3 protein-coding genes are annotated in these 2,798 nt (G+C 36.0%); 1 reads left to right on the forward strand and 2 read right to left on the reverse strand.

Going from position 1 to position 2,798, the window contains the following annotated elements; all coding sequences use genetic code 11:
- Position 1 precedes the first annotated feature (1 nt).
- On the forward strand, positions 2 to 139 hold the full coding sequence (locus E1171_RS24890) for a pinensin family lanthipeptide (RefSeq protein ID WP_222931368.1): 138 nt from the start codon (positions 2 to 4) through the stop codon (positions 137 to 139).
- Between the two features lie 497 nt (positions 140 to 636).
- Here the strand turns inward: E1171_RS24890 and E1171_RS03345 are convergent, their stop codons facing one another.
- Together E1171_RS03345 and tssD are read right to left on the reverse strand one after the other, a co-directional pair.
- Positions 637 to 2,202: a hypothetical protein gene (locus E1171_RS03345; protein WP_155204065.1), complete on the reverse strand. Its 1,566-nt coding sequence runs from the start codon at positions 2,200 to 2,202 to the stop codon at positions 637 to 639.
- 1 nt (position 2,203) lies between these two features.
- The coding region (gene tssD, locus E1171_RS23575; protein ID WP_281347198.1) for a type VI secretion system tube protein TssD at positions 2,204 to 2,798 on the reverse strand (595 nt) is incomplete at its 5' end.

A 2,798-nucleotide genomic window follows, 5' to 3' on the forward strand; every position in this document is an offset into this window, starting at 1 on the left:
TATGAAAAAGAAAAAATTAAAACTGGATCAGATTAAATTGGAAAGTTTTGTGACTTCTCTGGAAAAAGGAAAAGAAAATACAGTTAAAGGTGGAGCAGAATGTGAACCCGGCCTTACATGTCTTAATAATATCTGTTAGTCAATATAAAAAAAATCCCTAAAACCGGCTCCAATCTAGAGCCGGTTTTTTAGTTCCACCCATCTGTGAAGTGGAAGTAAATAGGAAAATAAAAAGAGCCGATTTATTTCAATTTTTGATTAGTAATTCATTCCTTCTAGGCCGAAAGTGGAAATGAAAATCACTTCCCATCCTTATTCACTCCTAACACTAGTTTACAAGCATACGGACAGTTTTTGATACTTAATTCTGACACAAGGGCAATTATGAAAAAAGGTAAAGGTATTCCTGTAGGATATCCCATTTGTATCTGTTCCCCACTTACCTTGTACCTTCTGTCCATTTTTCTTGTTTACCACATTTATGAAAATAAGGGCTCTTAGTTGTCTCAACAAGTAGGAGTATCTCTAATTTATTTCTCTACTTCACTCCCCCTAGCCAATCCAAAGTTATGGGCATACTTTGTTGTTAAAAATTGGTTATTTATGACTGTCAGAATAAGTTTTTACAGCTACCTTTTAAGGGAATAATTCTTTCTTTTCTTCCTCAAAATTTCTTTCCCTTTCATCTATTGTTCTTTTTACCCTATTAGGTTTTTTTATCTCATCTATTAATGGAGTTATTTTACCACCATCAACGAAGTTTTCGAAGATATAACAATATATTTGTATTTCTTTTAAGTTTGAAACCAGGTCCTCAGTGGGAAACTCGTAAGTTATTTCAGTCTTTGAAACTCCTTCTATCATATTTACAATAGAATGATGTAGGTTGGACATGGCTTCTTTAAGCTTACTTTTTAGATCTTTAACCTCCTCTTTATCATACCCCCCAAAAAAACCCTTCTTCATACTCCCAATTGTTTCTTTAAATCCAGCTAGCTTGTTAAACAACATTATATTTTTTGTATTAACCGTATTTTCTTGGCTTACATTCTCAGAGATTTTATTAATTTCTCCAACTTCACCTTTATCTAATGAATCATCATTAAATTTTATTTTGCCGAACAAATCAAAAAATTTTTGGAAGTCTACGCTAAAGGATGAAAGTTTCTTATTTATAGGATTAATTTCTTCATTTTGCAGTCTTTCTTTTCGCTCATTTAGGAGTTTTTCATGCAATTCACTAAGATCAGCTTCAGATAGGTCGTTTATAACATTTAAATCGCGAGCCTCAAAACTTTTGAAAGTAGTATTTAAAACCGTTTCACCTATTGGAACTTCGTTTAATTGACTCAACATTTCCCACTGCCCTTCATCCCGCTTCCAGATTATATTTGTTCCTGCTAAGGATATTTCTCCCTTTTCTTCTTCCTCTTCAAAATAATATTCCCCTGGCCCAAACCAATCTCTTACTCTTTTTGTGCCCATAAATTTGGAGGCCTTGGCCCAATTGTCAGATGCACTTTGGAAATGCCAACCTTCAAATTTGTTTTCATCCGCATCCACCTTTGTTATAGCCCAAGCACAGCCGTTCATTGCATCTGTAAAAACAAAATCAGTATCGTTGGGATCAACAATAGTACTACCCACATTGTCCCATGGTTCAATGGGGGTGGCAAAATAATAAGGTGCATAATTGGCCCGAATATGACTAGCTCTTTCTTCATCTATATCCTTTTTTTCAGTTTTTAAATTCGCTGCCAAGGCATCCGCATTGGCTAAAGCACCGCCCCCTTTCTTAAAGAGCTCTTTTATTTTAGCATCACTCAATTTATCTATTGCAGGAATTGGGTAATAGATTGTTTTCCCATCGGCGGATTCTTTCTCTGATTCTTCGAGGTAAAAATTCAAAGATTCATTATTGGCAATCATCCAATTTTTTAACTGGCTTGCCATTTCTATCTCCCCAACAGCTTTAGAGAACTCTACGGATGTGTTGGGGTATTTCTTTTTGAAACCCTCGGTATAGTTAAAGATAATTATGTGTCTCTTCATAAAATCTTCCGGGTCTTCTTTGAATTCTTTTTCTACAACACGGGGTACATCCTCCATGATATCCAAGGATACCCCTGCTCTTTGGTGGTGATCCGGATCATATGCTGATACCCTAACCGTTGTTTTCTCTGTTTTGCGTTCTTTTGCCATTTTAATTCTCCTTTCTTATTACTTCCAACTCTAATTGGTCACGGGCCGATTGAATAGTATAGTTCTGTATTTTCCCATCGATTAGTTCCGTGCCCTTGTATTTGAAGTTATATTTTTCATTTTCCAGTCCGATCTCCAGGTTATGGCCTTCTTTGCTTTGACTTTCTATAACAAGTATTACCTTTTGGCTACTTTCCATCTCTTCAATTGTATTGCCTTCCAAATCGGTAAAAAATATTCCATTTAGTTTTCCCCCTGTGCTTTCTTCTTCTTTTTCTTTAGGAGTTGCTGCTTTAGGTATTCCCATAGTAACCAAAGCTCCCAGGTCAGTTACATGCCAGCTCTGTTTAAAGGTAGCTCCTATGTTGTTGCGTATAATACCAGCAGCAAAGGTTAAGCGTACAGCCATTGGTTCAGCCGAATCATTCCAAAAAGTTTCCTTATAACCTATGCAATAGGCATCCCAAAATTCTTGCTTGTACAGAACTCCAGCACTCTCTTGGCCAGAAAAATGGATATGCCCATTTTTACGCATGTCTGCCTGAGCCATCCAGCTCATCAAATAGTTGGCTTCTTTTTGTTTTTTAAATACAATA

This window comes from Xanthovirga aplysinae (genome assembly GCF_009711365.1).
GTDB lineage: Bacteria > Bacteroidota > Bacteroidia > Cytophagales > Cyclobacteriaceae > Xanthovirga > Xanthovirga aplysinae.

Bases quoted from the DNA above. Each gene is read 5' to 3' on its own strand.
- E1171_RS24890 (WP_222931368.1), top strand. From the start codon at position 2: ATGAAAAAGAAAAAATTAAAACTGGATCAGATTAAATTGGAAAGTTTT.
- E1171_RS03345 (WP_155204065.1), bottom strand. From the start codon at position 2,202: ATGGCAAAAGAACGCAAAACAGAGAAAACAACGGTTAGGGTATCAGCA.